This window comes from Anaerocolumna cellulosilytica (assembly GCF_014218335.1).
GTDB lineage: Bacteria > Bacillota > Clostridia > Lachnospirales > Lachnospiraceae > Anaerocolumna > Anaerocolumna cellulosilytica.
This window is the reverse complement of sequence record NZ_AP023367.1, coordinates 2,208,101-2,225,166: the sequence shown is the minus strand read 5'-3', so window position 1 is coordinate 2,225,166 and position 17,066 is coordinate 2,208,101. Positions and strand designations below refer to the sequence as shown.

The window sequence follows — 17,066 nt, the reverse complement described above, 5'->3', positions numbered from 1 at the left end:
TCTTATTCTACAATATCCCAGGTTTCTACGCCTTCATAGAAGGAATAGGTGGTAACATTTACATTCTTAACCTTAGGGTTTACTATAGTGAAACGTTCCCAATTGTATAAATAGATTACAGGTAATTCATCATTTAAAATAGTAGCAATTTCTTTATAGATTGGAGCTCGTGTGTCGTTATCCAATGAGGTAAGACCTTCTACCAATAGTTCATCTACTTTAGTATTAGAGTACTGGGAATGGTTATTGCTTCCACCGGTTCCCACATTCTGAGCAACATCAGCGTCTGCACCAAAGCCGTTTCCTAATAACGCCAGCTGGAAGTTATCGTCTTTTCTTTCCTGTAAGATTGAAGTAAGTGTTGCAAATTCTACTAACTCAAGCTTTAAGTCAATTCCGATTTCTTTGAAATTCTGTTGTATAACAGTTGCCGCACCTTCTCTTGCTTTATTACCGGAAGGATAAATTAATGTTAATTTTACTGGATTACCGTCTTTGTACAGAGTCCCGTCCTTATATTCGTAACCCGCTTTTGTTGATAATATTTCAATTGCCTTTTCAGGATTGTATGCATAATCATTAATGGCATCATCTCCGGGATAGGCAAAGAATTCCTTTGTATAAATCGTATTCGCTACATTTCCATACCCGTATAATAAGGAGGCTACAATACCTTCTCTGTTAATGGCATAAGCCATTGCCTGTCTGAAGTCCTTATTGGATAAGATAGGATCATTAAAATTTATTACCATGTGTTGATACGCATTTAACAGATTACTTTTTACTTCAAATCCTGCGTCTTCATAAATCTTGATATCGTCTGGATTCAGAGATTCAACACGAATCATATCAAGCTCATTATTTAACAGCTGTGCCTGTGCAGTATCCGGATTTACCACCTGGATAATAATCTTATCAATCTTTGGGGTTCCTTCATAATAATCAGGATTCTTAACTAACGTTGTATACTGATCCGCTTTATATTCCTGTAACTTAAATGGTCCCGTTCCGATAGGATTTTGCAATAATTCAGTTCTTTGTTCCACTTCTGCTAAAGGAACGCCTTCCCATACATGTTTTGCTATAATCCCAACACCACGACCAATTTTCTCATAAAAGGAAGCATACACTTCTTTTGTTGTAATAGCAATCGTATATTCATCAATGACATTAATACCGGACAAATGCTCTGCGGTTTGGTTATGTACCTCATCAAAACCGACTATCTGCTGTACATAAGTTGAATTTAAACCGGTATAGTTTTTATCTGACATAAATTCCAAAGTAAACTGAACATCTTCTGCTGTAAAAGGTTCTCCGTCGGTCCATTTGATATTCTGAAATAAATGAAAAGTAATGGTTTTGGAATCTTCGGATACTTCCCACTTTTCTGCCAGACCTGGTTGAAGGTTAGCATTTGCGTCTACAGTAACTAGACTTTGAAAAATTAAGTTATTAATATATGCCGTATAATCATCATTGGCATATAAGGGATTAAATTTACCGGTAGGAGAACTGATATTACCTAATCTAAGTATTTTCTCCTTCCCCTCTCCTGAGGCGTTGCCGGTATCTGTCTGGCCAGCAGGCTGCGTGGTAGTTCCTCCGGTATTATTTGTACTGCCTGTATTGTTTGTTTTTGCACAAGCTGTCAGTGCAGTTATAACGAATAGTGAAGCTAAAGCCAAAGAAATCCATCTTTTTTTCATAAATTCTCTCCATTCTGTCCTTACTTATCAAGTAATTTACTTGTTCGTAGCTATTTGTCTTGTCATACCTTACATACCACTTATATATTACATATATGATTGCTATGCTTTGCAGTTACTATACACTACAAATGCTGTATTGTCAAGATAATTTCGCATATTATTTTTTAGGATATATTGACAGCAAGTCCCTATCTACAAGGATTGTAATAAAATAGGTGCCAAAGAGACTCCCCTTTTAAGGTTTCCATCTCCTTGACACCGATTAATTACTATCTCTTATCTCTCCAATTCTCATTTATTTCTTTACTGGAAGCTGTAGCCTTTTCTAACTGGTAGACAATTTCACTAAAATACCTTGCAGGCACACTACTTAAAGGTATGGCTGCCTCATCTTTTACTTCATCATAAATATAACTGCCTCGTTTTATTGTTCCGGCTTTATAAAACCTAGCTTCATACATAGTTATATCCTCGCCGCTGTCATACCCAACAAAAGAACCTGAAAAATGTAACTCCACCCCTAAATCAAGAGCGATATCCTCTCGGTAAAAGGTGTAGAAACCTCCTGCATCCTGAACAGAACCTCTGTACCAGCCCATATCAAAAAGTTTTCCAGATAAAGATAATCCGTTTAATATTCTCCCTCCAAAACGTTCCAGATATTTTTTGTCCTTTTCCGCCTCGGTAATAGGATATATCTTTCGTTTTAACTGTTCAATCGGTTGAACAATCTCGTAATCGGCAAGCTGTTCTTCCCATCTGGCTAAGCTATCTTCTGACAGCTCAATGGGATGAACTAGTCCGATGACCCCCGCTTCCTGCAATTCATACTCTTCCTCTACTTCTGTATTAAAACTTCCGTCCTCCATGTAACGGAAGGTATCTTTTAACACACCCGCCTCATATATTCCCCAGATAAGCCCTATAGCAAACTGATGCATAATGGGGTTTTTAACAAATAATCCTTTCCAGGAAGTAATATCCCACTTTCTTTCCACAGATAGAGCCGCTTCCAGTCGAAGCTTCTGATTGTTTACAGTTGTTTTCATCTGCTTTTTCATTTGTTTATATTCTTCCAAAGCTGCCGATGCTTTTATCGTGTCGTCTTTTTTTCCGGGTGCAGGCAGATTTTTTATCTTTTTTTCGTTTTCATCGAATATTTCTATAGCAAGGGATGGCGTAATGTATACCGTAAATTTACGGTCACCATAGTCAAATATTCTCTGAAGCTTCTCATTAAATCCCAAATCCGGAACGATTCTATCTGCTAGTTCCTCATTTGTAATTCCTAGTTGTTCTGCTGCAAAGGTAAGTGCTTCTGACGCAGCCGTTTTTATCTGCTTAAACTTGAATTTTCTTGATATACCATCAACGATTAGTAAGGCTGTTGGTGAATCATTTAGCGCCAGGGCTTTTACTGCTTCTGCTGCAATAGCACCTCTCGAATGCTTTGGCCACTCGTTAATATGCAGATTTAATTTATTTACAATATCGGTGCCTCCGTGGATTGCCGCTGCATACAGTACCCATTTTTTCTTAGCCTCGGCACCGGACTCCAGCCATTTATCAAATAACTCATTGACATAGAAAGCCAATTCCTCCTTGTTAAGAGAATTCGTAAGTAATAATACTTCTTTATTTACTCCTACATTCATCATGCCGGAATAGCTTAAAAGGATAGCCTGCATGTATTCTTCGCCCACAAGAGAACCATCTGTTTTATGTACCTCACAAAAGGGTGTGTCATAAGCCCATTGAAGGCTTCTCTTTTTGCCACCCTTATGTATTTCTTTGATATAATCCTGTTCCGAAAGTACTTCTGCAACTTCATTGGATTCTTCAATGGAGAGCATTGCTTTCATCATATCCGCCAATTTCTTGCTTTTTTCCTTTTCTAGGCTCTTCGTAATTACTGCAACATACTCTTTATTCCACTTTTTTAGTATCTGTAAAGCAGTTTCTCGGTCCGCTGCCTTTTTAGATTCCAATTTCTTTAGAACGTCTTCTTCCCAGCTTTCATTTTTTACCACCAGTCTGACCAACGCATCTCTTACTAATTTTGAATTGTCACCAAAATATAGAAGTAAGGATTCCTTATATTGCTCTGCTTTTACGCTAAGGGTACGGACACCCATATATCTGCCTATGGCACCTGCCTGAAAAAAGGCTGTCAGCATTTCCTCCTGCTTCTTTGTTAAGTAATCAAGAAATAGAGGAAGCACCGTACGGACAATTGCTATTTTATCATTCTCAGAATAGGCTGTATCATAAATTGCTTCTACTCCTCTTAGCTGATAAGCAATGGTAAGTTCCGCCTCCCATGCTTGAAATAGCTTTTGGCTGTCTATTTTTTCATCATTTCCTTTAAGATTAAACAAGTAAGGGAAGATGTAACCATTTTCTACGAAAGCCATGTAACACATACAACGGTTGAAAAAAGCATCTTCGCCATTGAATGCATGATACATTTTAAGATATTGTCCAGTCTGGTTGTAATAAAGCCCCTCATCCCGTATGGCTTTTTCTACAGCATATAAAGTTTCAATCTTTTCATTGCCGTTTAGATAATCGGATACTACCTGTCTTGCATTTTGTTTTGGTACTATACTGTCAGAAATCTTTCTTTGGAGTTCGGCAACATTCTCCTTATTGAAATCAGCATAAGCAATAGGCTCATTCTCTTTTAATACCTGAAGCAGTACCGGATATACTTCCAGAGAGGCCCTTTTTAAAGCACTTATGTACGCTTTCGTTTCAGATTTTACTTCCTGCAACAAACCTTCTTTAAAACCAGCCGCACCACACCAGAGTATATATTCTACACGGTCAAGGCTATAGTCCTCTGCGCAGCTCTTAGCAAGCTTCTCTCTTAATCTTGGCCTGACAAAAACATATATTGCCTCCATCGTATGTGACAAGTTACTATAACAGCATAACTGGACCAGTCTTTTTAATTGGTCTGAATAGTCTGTGATTGCACTTCCGCAGCCAATTAAAAGCCTGAGCATAAATTTACTAGGGGTATGCTTTCTGAATAGCTCTAGAACAGCTTCTTCTCCGTCGTTTCCCTTTTTCAAACTGATATAATCTAAGATAACCTTCTGCTCCTCTTCGCTGATAGAAAGCAATACATCTATATTCTTTAAAATTAGTTCTTCAAAGTTTTCAAAATACTTCTGAAACTCTGGGGCACTTTCTTCTATTTCCTTTCTATCCCCCAGTTTTCCCTCTTCATCAATAAATTCCGGAATCATCCGTGTAAAGTATGCAGAATAGAGCAACAGCTTTCCATTGACATAGTTATTATACCAAGTATCAATTGCCTGCATAATTCTTTCTTTTTTCTGGTCAGCCAGCTCTAATATTGTGTTCACTGCTTCTTTCTTTAATAAATATTCTTCATTTGCTACCATACTGGCAAAGATAGTAATTGTTTGCTCGACCCCTATATGCTTTACAAATTCATTGTTTTTAATATTATAATAAATCCGTCTTGTAGGAAATACTTTGGCAATAGTGGAACCACCTATCTTATACAATATCTGGAATAAACCGGCAGCCTCCTTTAATCGGTTTTTTGAAAGTAAATCGCTAAATATCTTATCAATTTTTTCCTTCTGCTGTTGGGTAAGCTCTGATAAATATTCCTTTGGAAAGTCTGCCAGCAACTCCTCCTTTCCTTCCAGTAAATATTCCTCTGCCTGTAAAAGCTGTTCTCTGGTCAAATCCAATTCCCTAAGTCCATCCAGCATCTTCTCTAATTGAAGTTCTTCCTGATTTCTCATATTTTCACACTACCTATCACAAGTTTACCTGTGATATTGCCCACCGGCTTCCTTTCTTTTTTTTCAACTTTGGTAGTTACATGGTTTTTCTCATACTAGCTCCTATTACATACCAAATCTACTTTAAGATTCAGCATTGCCACAAATTAGGGTGTGAAATTTCCATATAATTGCACACTATCTAATTCCAATTTATTTTGACAAAGTACAAAGTATTTTTCCAGTGTACAATATAATTCCATAGTCTTTGAAAAATCCTGATTAAGCTGATGTCTTAATCCTCTTATTTCTACCCAAAGCTCCATAAGCTTTTCTCCTCCAAAGGTAAGGCCACATTGACTGCATATGTCGGCAGTTCTTTTTAAAGCCTCCAAAGTGCTGTCATGTATGGAGAGAAAACCACTGGTAAATAATTCTGTAAAAAGTTTTCTGGTATTGGTTACTACTTCCGTTAATTCTTCACTGCCTTCCATTACGAAGCTCCCTTTCCTTTCTATGTAGGTACTAGGTAATTGCGAAACTTCTTGTTTAGAACCCGCTTTTGATTATTTTGACTGATTCCATTCCACAAAATAATTGTTTCGCAAACGTCTACTATGCAGGTTCATTAAAATAATGAATGGGATAAAGCTTTAATTTTCCCTCTTCTTTATATAGGATGCCAAAGAAACATGGTACCTCTACTACACCTTTTTCTATTCTTCTGGCAAGCCTTTCTAAAAATCGAATCGTATAATTTTCTTTTTTAGAATAGGCTATTTGCAGGAGTATCATACGGTTAGCAGTATCATAAAGCTCCATAGAATACTGCTGTCTTATGGCATCAAATACAGCATTTTTTATACTTGCAGGCTTTATAAGCACCATCTGTTCCAATTGATTCAGATTTTCATTGGTACCTTGTTCTTCTTTTAACCAAGAATTCTTAATCCGCTCCTCATACAGCTTAAGGAAATCTTCGTAGTATTGCTTCTTATAATTCTTCAGGTCTATGTCTGCCCTGCCAAAATACTCTGCTTTAGCTTCCGTAGTTGCTGAAAGTCTATGTTCTAAGGACGCCTTCCCGTTATATAGCATTATTCTGCCTTCGGATAATTCCTCAAGGCTGCATAAGAGCTGCCAAGGTGCTCGCCCTTTCTCCCCTTGACCTGCTCTGTTCTTTGTATCATAATAAACGGGTCTGGCATTGGTATAGGTATACCACTCCTGGGTAGTTTCCTCCAGAAAATAATAAGTTTCTCCTTCATAGCCGGTTTTGCTGTGAAACTGCCTTTGACCCATTCCAAGTAAGGTAAGGGTTCCTGCCGGTAAATATTCCACCCGGAATTCTCCGGCAAGGGAAGCAGCTTCCAGCTTATCTTCTGTTAATAACAATCGCTTTGACATCCGGTACAATTGACATATTTTATGGAGTAGTGAATCTGCACAAAAGGACGCAGATCTGTTAAAATAATGTTCATATTCTTCCTTCAGCTCTCTTAATTTTCGTTCAAATTCGGCAAGATTCCCGTTATGACACAGTATAGCAGTCCTCTCAAGGGTATCAGTAATAGACGGAGAACTTCTTGCTAATCCAGTAACTATCTGTTGCGTCAGCAACTCCTGTATGTAACCGGCTAACTGCTTCATCCCGTTAAGATCAATATCCCTGCTATCTAAGGTCTCTTTTTCCAAGTCTGGTAGCGTTACTTTTCCTTCTTTTAATTGAAAATATAAAATTGCTTCTGCTTTATGCTGGCAGAGATCTTTCTTGTGACAGGAGCAGGATGAATGCTCTATCGGGTTCAGTAAACGGACTTTTATGTCTGCGTCTTTAAATTCTACTGTCACAGTAGTACCTGTCTTAATAACCGGATAAATTCCCTGTTTTACCCTATTGCAGAAATTCTGGTACTTTTTATCTCCAAGTACTGCCTTTAATTTTGGTAATGGATATTCTAAAATCGAAGGAAACAATGCGTTATCTGTTTCTGTTTTTTCTTCTCTTCCTGTTTTCTCTTCTCTTTGTAGTTTATCTTTCGCATACAAAACCGCTATAACTATGTGCTTACATATACTTCTGGAGGGACAGCTACATTTGCTGTCTCCTATGAGCTCCTCCAGTGTGCAGAGGGCTTCGTCTACCTGAACGACCAGCTTGTCTCCCTCCTCTTTTAGAGTACAAGCTGCCTGCTCTAAATCTTTGGAGGCTCTTTTTACAATTCCCTTATTAGTTAAGCCTATTAGGTATTCCTCATCGATAGGCTGTAATATTTGCTGCCAATTACTCATCCTATCACCTTCCCTATCCAGTCCGCCAGCTTTTCAGGCGTCAGAGCAGCCACCATGGCACCCATTGATGCTAACCGAGCAGCCGCATTTCTGTCATAATTGGGATTGGCTTCTATATCCAGTGCAGTCAGTACAAAAAGTTTAGCACCTGTCTCAATAATATCCATGCTCACTTGATATAGATTATGATAGCCACCGCCTTCAAACAAATCAGATACCAATACCACCATTGTCCGATGTGGGTTTTCAATCAGATCCTCACAGTATTTTAAGGCACCCGCTATATTGGTTCCGCCTCCAAGTTGTACACGCATGAGCGTTTCTAAAGGGTCATTAACATATCCGCTTAAATCCACCACATTTGTGTCAAAAATCACCAGCCTTGTATCAAGCATTGGCAATTTGGCAAAAATACTTGCCATAACAGCACTATGTATGACGGAATCCAACATGGAGCCACTTTCGTCCACTGCTATAATAATCCGCCAGGTATTGTAACGTTTTACTCTGGAATTAAAATAAACCCGGCTAAGGAACAGTTGTTGTTCCTTTATATCATAGTTTTTTAGATTTTTAAATATCGTCTTCCTGATATCTAAATTTCTTATGGAAGGCATATGACTCGAGGTTGTTTTATCTAACTTCCCAAGTAACGTTTGCTTTAATTCTTGCTCTAGCTGACTTATTAAATCTTCTGCTACTTTTTTCACAATTCTTCTTGCTGTATCCAGTACCTCACCTTTCATCATGGATTTTAACTGAAGTATTGTTTTAAGCAGTTCCTTGTTGGGTTCTAATCTTTCCAGAACTTCTTTATCCGTTAAAAGCTCTGACATACCGTAATTCTCCAGTGCATGACGTTCCATGATTTCTATGGTTTCCTTTGGAAACAGCTTTCGTATCTTACTTAACCAGTCTGTTATAGTCAGATTAGATTCTCCAAGCCCTCCTTCCTTGCGGACTCCGGACTCCTCTGTATATTCTCTGGAATATAAATAGTCTAGTACTTCTTCCATATTCATATAGGTAAGGCCGTTCTCTTTAAAAGAGATTCGCTCCTTTGCATACTTTCCTAGGAGTAAGCGCCATTTATTCAATTTTTCGATATCTTCTTTCATATAAATAGCCACGCCCTTTCCACTACCTGCATTCCTTTAGCTTAACAACTACATCTTTTGTAATACCATCTCATTTAACGCTTTTCCATATTCGTAGGTCAGAGGTGAGATTTCTGCCATTATAGCAATGTCTTTACCTTCTCTTCCGTGATACATGGCAACTTTATTTGCAATTTCATCAATTTCCCTTGGAGTAAAATAACTAAAAGCAATTCGAAGCTCCGGCAACAGCAACATAAAATCTTCACCGGTAACGCTTCCTATAAATTCATCCATCATTTTTATGAAGCTGCTCCCAACAAAAACCAAATCTCTTGCTGTAAAAAAAAGTCCGCGGAATAACTTAGCACCTGACAATAATTTTTCATGAGTACCTGACATGTATCCATAACAAACCTTTTCTATATCCGAAAATGTACAGTGCCCGCTGCCATAAAGAATTCCACGAATACAGCCTTCTAGTCCCGTCTGAAGATTATCCTGTTTTAAAAGAGTAATAAGCGCTTCATAAAACACCTCTTTATTCTCTTCATATTCCTTACGCTGCAATAGTTGATACATAGTCTTTAAAGCTGTCATGGAGGAGGGCAAATCCTCCTCCTTAAGACTTGCCATAAAGGGTAATAAGTGCAGTATCTTTTCATAGGCAGTCTGTATTAAATCTTTAAAATCAAATCTTGTTAGATACAGACTGTTAAGTTCCTCTAACATCAGAAAATTTGACATTGCTTCAACTAGTGAGAAGAAATCACTATCCTTCTTTAATACGCCCTCTAAATGGTATAAAAGCTTGGGAAGCTGTTCTGTCATGCCCATTTCATACATTCTGGTAAGTAGTAGTGTTCCCTCCTTGCTGTTTATATCCTCTTGTATGCGGCGAAAAGCAATCGTCGTACAGGCTTCTAATAATGTACCTCCATACACGGACATATCGATTAGAGCAGCGACTACCTGACTGCTCCATTTATATTTCCAGGTTTCCCGCATAAGATTCCTATCCCTTTTCATCCGCAAATCAGGTCCTTTTACTTTCCTTCCAAACTGTGTATTCAGAAATTCCATCTGATAAAAGAATTCACTGACTCTACGATGCCTTTCCGTAGAAAAGATAGCAAGGGTAATCTCACTAGACAACGTGGAACGGATATTTAAGCGGTACTTTTTACACAGGGATTCAAAATGTTGTACTAAAGGCGGTACCTTGGCATCTTTGCACAGGCGGCCAATGCTGCTTCCCGTTAACTGCTTCTTTACTATTCGTATCGGTCCGTTAGTGGATAGGTTGTATTCCCCCTTAATGAAAGAAGATAAAATGCTATCCATTAAATCGTACACACCCGGTGCTGTTTTCCCCCTCAGCAGGGCAAGCCCCTGAACCATGGAATATGCACAGATTTCATCATAGGAGGATATATATCCTTCTTTTTTCCTGGCTTCCTTGCCGGCAGAAACAATATATTTTAATATCGTTTCCTCATATGCCTTCTCATTCTGTTTTTCATATTCTTTATATATGTCCTGGTAAAAACCCGGATATGGCATACCACTGGAATATCCATTTAAACTGTCGCAAGCTTCCATAGAATATGGCATCAGATAAACCCCCTCCATGTCCTTATCCATGGAGTGTAATTTAACACTGTCTTTTTCTTTCTCTGTGTCCTGCCTTAATTTTATCAGACCTGGGGTGTGAAATCCTCCGGTTACTACCAGAATCTTTTTATAAATCTTCTCTTTTTCAAAAATTTTATAGGCCATATAGGCTTCTCTGCTAAAACAGCCTTCTGCCGCTAACTCTTCTTCACTGGAATGAAGCCTTGAAAGTACACAGTATGCCAACATATGCCTGACATAGGTTTTGGTATCCTCTGCCATAGCATTCATCTCAAAATATTTTTCCCAGAATTCGTCAAAACTTCGGATATCTGCTTTTCTAAGTAATTCCTCTATATAATTATTTCTGGATAGGAGGTAATCGTCATTGTAGTTGTTTTTTTCCGCCTTTTTTAATAAGCCCTTGCCCTCCGTTGAAGCAATTAAGATTTCACTATACGGAAGATCTATAAATTCTACTGCCAGTTTATGTTTTATTCCTTCTCTGACTGCAACAAGCTCCGGAGAGTAATCAAGATAGGGATAATAGCACTTATAATCTTCCTTCTCATTATTAATATATCCCTTGCTGTCTCGGTAGGAGTAATAGACGGCAAAGGGAGTACAGGTTTCTTCATGTGCCATCAAATCTAACAATTCATTGGCTCCTGACGGTCCTTCAATGAGAATGCACTCCGGTTCATATTCTTTTATAACTTTTTTCAGATGAAAGGCACAGGCAGGGCTGTGATGTCTGATTGGAAAATAGAGTACCGGATTTTCATAAGAAAATGCTTCTTTTAATACTTCATCTATCTCAGCCATTTCCTGGCTTCGTAATATTTCGTCCATATTCCACCTTCTTTTGCAGCCTTATCCCTGATTACCGTGTTAAAATACCCTTTCACCTTCTCAAGGTCTTCCCTGCTTTCTTTTGCTACGGCACCCAGTAGATTTTGTACCAGTCCTTCAATACTTATGGTTCCGTCACCATAATAATATCCTGCCATCAGGGTTTGGTAATAAACCGATACTGCTTCAGCTGTGCTCATAACTGCTGCCGGTTTGTCGATTTGATGTCCGAGACTTGATATTCCTTCCCGCAGTTCATGATAGGTAGAGGCTAAAAGTTCCGCCACGTCTTCTTTTACAGTCAGCTCCAGCTGGTTCTCTTTTGCAAGCTTATTTACTTCATTTATAATAATCTGTTTTTCCAGTGCTGCTTCACGAATTGGTATTACTGTCTCGAAGTTAAATCTTCGCTTTAACGCACTGCTCATTTCATTAACGCCTTTATCCCTTGTGTTAGCAGTACTGATTACATTAAATCCCTGTTTTGCAAATAAGAAACCTTCTTCTTTTAATTCCGGTACATTTAATACCTTATCACTTAGGACACTGATTAAGCTGTCCTGTATTTCTGCTGGTGTTCTGGTTATTTCTTCGAATCTTGTTATAATCCCATTCTCCATGCCGACATAGAGGGGAGATGGCACCAGTGCTTCCCGAACCGGACCTTTTGCTAGTAGCAAGGCGTAATTCCAGGAATATTTTATCATATCCTCTGTAGTTCCTGCTGTTCCCTGAATAGTATTGGTACTGACTCCGCTGATAGCGGCTGAGAGAAGTTCCGACAACATAGTCTTTGCAGTTCCCGGTTCCCCTACTAACATTAGTCCGCGGTTTCCAGCCAGTGTAACAATACACCTCTCAACCAGTGCATCATTTCCGAGATACTTTTTCTCAATGGTGTATTCTTTTTCCTTATAAATCAGAGGCTTTTTACTGCCTAGTATAAAAGTTCTGACTGCCTGGGGAGATAATTTCCAGTTAGCAGGTTTTTTTGCAGTATCATTCTCCTGCAATGCCAGTAGTTCTTCTTCGTATTGTACCTCTACGGGAGGTTTTATCATATGTTCTGTACTCACTTTATTTTATTCCTTTCTATTCTAATGCTATTAGACAATTGCAAATACTATCTTTGAAGAACCTTTCTATATAAAAATTAAAGAAATACGCTGTAACTTATATCCTTTCATTATACAATTTATGCTAATTTTCGGCAATAGTTAAAATGTATGAGAACGAATATATAGGCCTTTATTAAATCCTATGTATAATGTAAAAGAGTGCCATATCGCTACAGCACTCTTTTAGTGAATCTTTTTTTGAATTTATAGAAAAATATTTTAATTCCTTAAACTTTATATATGAATTGAACGCTTAAACCTGCATCTGTATGATACTTCCCATACTGTTTTTTTCTATCTTAATCTGACGGTCAATTCGTTCCTTTAATTCAGTGACGTGGGATATAATTCCTACAAGGCGGTTTTTGTCTGCAAGGCTTTGAAGCGTTTGTATTGCTTGCTCCAAGGATTCTGAATCAAGGGCACCAAAGCCTTCATCGATAAAAAGAGTATTCATTTCTACTCCACCGGCATAGCGCTGAATCACATCTGACAAGCCCAGTGCCATACTTAAGGAGGCTTTAAAAGCTTCTCCCCCTGACAAGGATTTTACAGGGCGCTGCTTTCCGGTATAGTGGTCCAATACATCAATTTCAAGACCTGATTGGGAACGTAAATCCATCCCTTCTTCTCTGCAAAATAACTCAAATCGGTTGTTTGTCATTATCTTTAATCTTTTATTGGCTTCTGATAAGATTTGTTTGAAGTAGAAGGTTTGTACATACTGTTCAAAGGCAATTTTTTGCTTGCCGGCAAGCTCTCCGTTGGCTGTTTTTGACAACCTGCTTAGTAATAAATATTCCTTCTGTAAGGTCTCAACCGCGTTCACTGCTTTTTTAAGATGTTCTGCCACAGACACATTCATACCCAGTCTGGTGGTAACCACCTCGATAGCCCCATTTATCTTCTTTTTTTCATCCTCTAATTCTACTTTCTTCTCTTCTAGTTTGGCAATATCCTGTAAGTTTAATCCCGCTGTTTCCTTAGTAAGTCTTTGGCTTTCCTGCCTTACTGTCCTTAGTACATCCTGGTAGCGGTCAATACTTTCTTTTAAGCTTTTTATCTCATCTTCCGGTATTTTAGCATTCTGATAATCCTCTTCCGTTAAAAATCCACAGGCTATCCTTTTTTCCTGATAAAGCTTAAGTGCTTCTTCCTTCCGCTTAACTAACTCATCTTTCTCTGTATTTTGATTCTCTAGCAAAGCTTCTTTTGTTTTAAGTTCCTGTCCTAGTTTATGATACGTATCCTCCATATCCTTTAATGCGTTCTTTAAACAAGCAAGTTCTTTATCCCAAGTATTTAACTTTTGTCTGGCCTCTTCTTCGGTATATTCCAAGTCTTTTTTGGTATTCTCATAAGCCCCCTCCATAGCTGCTAATTCTGTAACCAGATGGGTACGCTTTTTTTCTACAACAGCCTCCAGGGTACTTGCGTCCTGCAAAGCTCTTTCAGAGGCTTCTAACAGTTCCAGACAAGCCGTTTTTCTCTCTTTTTTCTGTGATAATTCCTGACAGGCAGCTTCGGTTTCTTCTTTGCATTTTTTACAGCTAGTAAAGGCTTCTATAATGCTATTCACTCTTTTTGTATGCTCATTTACAAAAACTTGATTTGGTAAATATTCCGCCCATTTTTCCCTTAAAACCTCTTCATTTTTATCCTGTTCTTTCTGATTGACGGCTATTTCTTCCCCTGCCTTATGCAGCATGGAACGTTTTTTCTCCACTTCTTTTTTTGAACTGATAAGTAGAGTCTCACTGGGTGCATCATGGGATAAAACCGCCTTATGGGGATGAATGGTTGAACCGCATACCGGACAAGCTTCCCCTTCTGTAAGGTTTTTTGCTATAATGCCTGCCTGTTCTCTAAAAAAAGCGGTTTCCTTATGCAGATAATCTGCACTTAATCCGGTATACTCTGTCTCTAATTCCTTATACCGGTTAACCATCTCCATAGAATGCTCTTTTAACCTAACAGATTCTTTTTCCCTTGCATAGACTTGTTTCAGCCCCTGTTCCCTGTACTCTAAATTGTCCCGCTCCTGCTGCTTGGCTATTAGTAAAACCTCTGTATCCTTAAGCCCCTCCAGTTCTTCTTTTAATACCTTTTTCCTTTTCTCATGCTCCTCCTTCTGTTTCTGTAGATTGGAGAATTTTTCAGTAAGCAGCTTAATTTCTTCCGATAACTTAGAGATATTTTGCTTTTGTTCACTTACCATCCGGTACTGAGGTAATTGGCTTTGCAGCCGATTTATTACATGCAACAGTTGTTCCCGCTCCGGTTCCTTATCCAGTTGTTTTTTGTATTCCGCAGAAACTTTTTTATATTCCTCGGTTAACCTTTCTACCTCCTCCTTACGTTGTTCTATAGCAAGGCGTATTTTATTTTCAGACTCTTTCTCTTTTTTTGCGTTTTCTTCAAGAAACATAACCTGATGTCTTGCAGTTTCTGCAGCTTTTACCTGCGTTTCTTTAAATTCCATGCTTTTAGAATCCTTTAACAGTTCTTCCAGTTTTTGATTCACTGTCGTTAAGTCTGAAAATATCTTATTTATACTCTTTCCGCGAAGGATTAGGTTTACCTGCTCCTCTATCCTTAGATTCAATTCCTCTAACCGGCTTTTTAGTGACTTTTCTTCTTTTGCATCCTCTAGAATAAGCTTCTGTAATTCATCTAAAATATCTAAAGCACTATGAATGGTTGCAGTGGCTATTTTTTCCTTTAACTCATCTCCCACATCACCGGGAGGACAATGAATACCGCTTATATATTGTAATATACTCCGTTCACTATTTTCGCAACTTTTCTTCGCTTCTAATTCCTTATTCTTTAGTGTACGCTGTACATTTTGATACAGTTCTGTGTTAAAGACCCTGCGAAAGACCTCTCCTCTTTCTTTACTGTCAGCAAGGAGTAATTGCAGGAATTCGCCCTGTGCAATCATGGCAATCTGTTTAAATTGCTTTGAAGTAATACCCAGCAAATCCACCACCTGGTTACTAACCTCCTTATAGCCGGTAATAACTTCCCCGTTAGGAAGGGTCAGTACAGCTTCTGCATTTTCCGTGGTATTACCTTCACCGTTTTTCTTTGGTCTTATATATCGCGGATTCCGATTAATAACATATCGTTTTCCTTTCTGTTCAAAGGTATATTCAACAAACGTTTTGCTTGTCCCTTCCGCAAAGTCACTTCGAAAGGTATCCGCACCTCTGATAGAACCACTGGCTTCTCCGAATAAGGCAAAAGCAATGGCATCAAATATTGTGGTTTTACCGGCTCCGGTGTCTCCTGTTATTAAAAACAATCCTTGACCTTTCAAGACTTCAAAGTTAACCTCAATTTTTGATCCATAAGGTCCGAACGCATTCATGATTAAGTATATGGGGCGCATCTTACAATTCTCCCTCCCCTCTGTCTTTTTCAAGAACCTCTCTCATAATCTGCTCCTGTTCCTCAGTTAAATCAGAATTATTTTGTGCCTCATAGAATTCTGTGAATAGATAAAGGGGGCTTTTTCTTACAAAGACTTCGGAATCGGCAGCCGCAAATTCCAGAATACCAGGACTGCTTCTGCTGTTTTCAAAATCCAAACTCATTAAATTCGGATATACCTGCCTTAACTGTCCCACTGCATCATAAATATCTTCTTCATCCGTTAAGGTTGCATGAATATAATCAAGTGCCCCCTCCTTCTCCATTTGTCCGGCTTTTATCAATGCTCCCATTGGCCCTTTTATTTCTCTCATATCACGTAACGGCTTTAGAGGAAGTAGTTTAATCTCTATTTCCCCTTTCTCTTTTACGTTAAGGATAGTCACCGATTTTCGCTGCCTTGCCTCTGAAAAGGAATACTTTAGAGGGGAGCCGGCGTACCGAATGGTATCTCTTCCAATTCTCTGAGGCCCATGTAGATGTCCAAGCGCTACATAATCAAAAGCCTGAAAGCAATTAATATCTACATTGTCAAGTCCGCCAAGAGAGATACTTTCAGAGTCACAACGCTCCGGCTGCTTTTGTCCGCTGGTAACAAATTGATGCGCGATGAGTATGTTTCTTTCCAAAGGATTCATATCTTCTGACGCAATAATTGTTTCTACCGCCTCTTCATAGCTTTCTATATCCTTTTCAAAATAAGGCCTGACCATTGCCGGCTTTACGAAAGGAAGCAGATAGATATTAACCCTGCCATATTCATCTGTTAAGGTTTCTTGCAATAAGCTGCCTTTAAATCTTCCTGCAATATGTAATCCTTTATCCTTAACAATCTGGCTTCCAAAACCAAGACGCTCCGGTGAATCGTGATTACCGCTTATCATAAAAACCGGTTTATTCTTAGCAAGCAGTTTTGTTAAGAATTCATCCAGAAGCTGCACTGCTTCCACGGAGGGCATACTTTTATCATAGACATCTCCGGCAATTAATATGCCCTCCGGCTTTTCCAAATCAATTATATCAAGTATCTGATTGAGTATATATCTTTGATCCTCCAGCATACTAAATTCGTTAACGCGTTTTCCAATATGTAAATCTGATATATGTAAAAACTTCATAGCAATCTCCTTAAATCTTTCTTTCATTAAATCTTTAATAAAACTACTGATTCTTTAGATTTAC

General features: G+C 38.5%; 9 protein-coding genes. All 9 read right to left on the bottom strand.

Annotation, left to right across the window (positions count from 1 at the left end):
* Nucleotides 1–2: 2 nt before the first annotated feature.
* The gene (locus tag acsn021_RS09255) at nt 3–1,709 is read right to left on the bottom strand and encodes an ABC transporter substrate-binding protein (RefSeq protein WP_184091168.1); all 1,707 of its coding nucleotides are present in this window, start codon (nt 1,707–1,709) and stop codon (nt 3–5) included.
* A gap of 272 nt (nt 1,710–1,981) precedes the next feature.
* Complete coding sequence (locus acsn021_RS09250) at nt 1,982–5,497, bottom strand: DUF4132 domain-containing protein (protein WP_184091169.1); 3,516 nt, start codon at nt 5,495–5,497, stop codon at nt 1,982–1,984.
* A gap of 146 nt (nt 5,498–5,643) precedes the next feature.
* A complete protein-coding gene (locus acsn021_RS09245) occupies nt 5,644–5,970 on the bottom strand; it encodes a hypothetical protein (RefSeq protein ID WP_184091170.1) in 327 nt (108 codons plus the stop codon).
* A 121-nt stretch (nt 5,971–6,091) separates the two neighbouring features.
* Entirely contained in the window at nt 6,092–7,768 is a 1,677-nt protein-coding gene (locus acsn021_RS09240) for an SWIM zinc finger family protein (protein WP_184091171.1), read from the bottom strand.
* The gene (locus acsn021_RS09235) at nt 7,765–8,898 is read right to left on the bottom strand and encodes a VWA domain-containing protein (protein WP_330601730.1); all 1,134 of its coding nucleotides are present in this window, start codon (nt 8,896–8,898) and stop codon (nt 7,765–7,767) included. The genes acsn021_RS09240 and acsn021_RS09235 overlap by 4 nt, the downstream gene beginning before the upstream one ends.
* Nucleotides 8,899–8,934: 36 nt before the next feature.
* Entirely contained in the window at nt 8,935–11,331 is a 2,397-nt protein-coding gene (locus acsn021_RS09230; protein ID WP_184091173.1) for a DUF5682 family protein, read from the bottom strand.
* On the bottom strand, nt 11,292–12,407 hold the full coding sequence (locus tag acsn021_RS09225) for an ATP-binding protein (RefSeq protein WP_330601731.1): 1,116 nt from the start codon (nt 12,405–12,407) through the stop codon (nt 11,292–11,294). Before acsn021_RS09225 ends, acsn021_RS09230 begins: the two co-directional genes overlap by 40 nt.
* Nucleotides 12,408–12,702: 295 nt before the next feature.
* Nucleotides 12,703–15,843, bottom strand: a complete 3,141-nt coding sequence (locus acsn021_RS09220) for an AAA family ATPase (protein ID WP_184091175.1) — start codon at nt 15,841–15,843, stop codon at nt 12,703–12,705.
* A gap of 1 nt (nt 15,844) precedes the next feature.
* Nucleotides 15,845–17,002, bottom strand: coding sequence for an exonuclease SbcCD subunit D (locus tag acsn021_RS09215; RefSeq protein WP_184091176.1), 1,158 nt, complete (start codon nt 17,000–17,002; stop codon nt 15,845–15,847).
* Between the last annotated feature and the right edge of the window lie 64 nt (nt 17,003–17,066).

What these genes read in the sequence shown, in the direction of transcription:
- acsn021_RS09230 (WP_184091173.1), bottom strand. Translation starts at nt 11,331, where the DNA reads ATGGACGAAATATTACGAAGCCAGGAAATGGCTGAGATAGATGAAGTA.
- acsn021_RS09215 (WP_184091176.1), bottom strand. Translation starts at nt 17,002, where the DNA reads ATGAAGTTTTTACATATATCAGATTTACATATTGGAAAACGCGTTAAC.
- acsn021_RS09245 (WP_184091170.1), bottom strand. Translation starts at nt 5,970, where the DNA reads ATGGAAGGCAGTGAAGAATTAACGGAAGTAGTAACCAATACCAGAAAA.
- acsn021_RS09255 (WP_184091168.1), bottom strand. Translation starts at nt 1,709, where the DNA reads ATGAAAAAAAGATGGATTTCTTTGGCTTTAGCTTCACTATTCGTTATA.
- acsn021_RS09250 (WP_184091169.1), bottom strand. Translation starts at nt 5,497, where the DNA reads ATGAGAAATCAGGAAGAACTTCAATTAGAGAAGATGCTGGATGGACTT.
- acsn021_RS09220 (WP_184091175.1), bottom strand. Translation starts at nt 15,843, where the DNA reads ATGCGCCCCATATACTTAATCATGAATGCGTTCGGACCTTATGGATCA.
- acsn021_RS09240 (WP_184091171.1), bottom strand. Translation starts at nt 7,768, where the DNA reads ATGAGTAATTGGCAGCAAATATTACAGCCTATCGATGAGGAATACCTA.